Annotated in this window: 1 protein-coding gene; it reads left to right on the top strand. The window is 34.1% G+C overall.

Translation table 11 applies throughout. The annotated features are described in order from the left end of the window. Positions 1-416, top strand: a 416-nt coding sequence (locus AB4238_RS22475) for a nuclear transport factor 2 family protein (RefSeq protein ID WP_372035864.1), incomplete at its 5' end; no start/stop codon positions are given. Positions 417-493 lie beyond the last annotated feature (77 nt).

The raw sequence follows: 493 nt of genomic DNA, 5'->3' as shown, positions 1-493 counted from the left end.
GCTTAGCAAAGGACAAGTTCACGACAGATCAGTTAATCGAAAAAGCCAAGACATTTGTATCAGCCAAAAATGCTCGCCAACAACCAAAAACAACCACCAAAGAAATAGATCATTATATATCGCTATTGTCAGATGATTTCATTGATGAACATGTAAAATTTAAGTTTACGTATACGGATAAATCGAAGCTTCGTTCAGACATGATTAGTAAACTAAAAGATGAAGTTATAAACAGTAATATTGAGATAAATGAAATTATGGTAGGGGCTAATGTTGTTTTTATAAAAATGACTGAAATGGGTAAAGTTAAGCCTGCACATTTAGATAAAACCATTGAATATAGTAAAACTAATATTGTCTCATTAGAATTTAACGAATCAGGTTTAATAAAGCATATTCGCCGACACCACGGTTAATGCATGCCTTACAAGCCAATCAAGCGGGACTAAAATGGGCTTGCTAGTTATTCATCTGAGTTGGGCTGTGCAAGCTT

The sequence above is a fragment of the Shewanella sp. 10N.286.45.A1 genome (assembly GCF_041470405.1).
In the GTDB taxonomy this organism is placed as follows: Bacteria; Pseudomonadota; Gammaproteobacteria; order Enterobacterales; family Shewanellaceae; genus Shewanella.
Note: the sequence above shows the minus strand (reverse complement) of the source record. Positions and strands in the feature narration are given on the sequence as shown.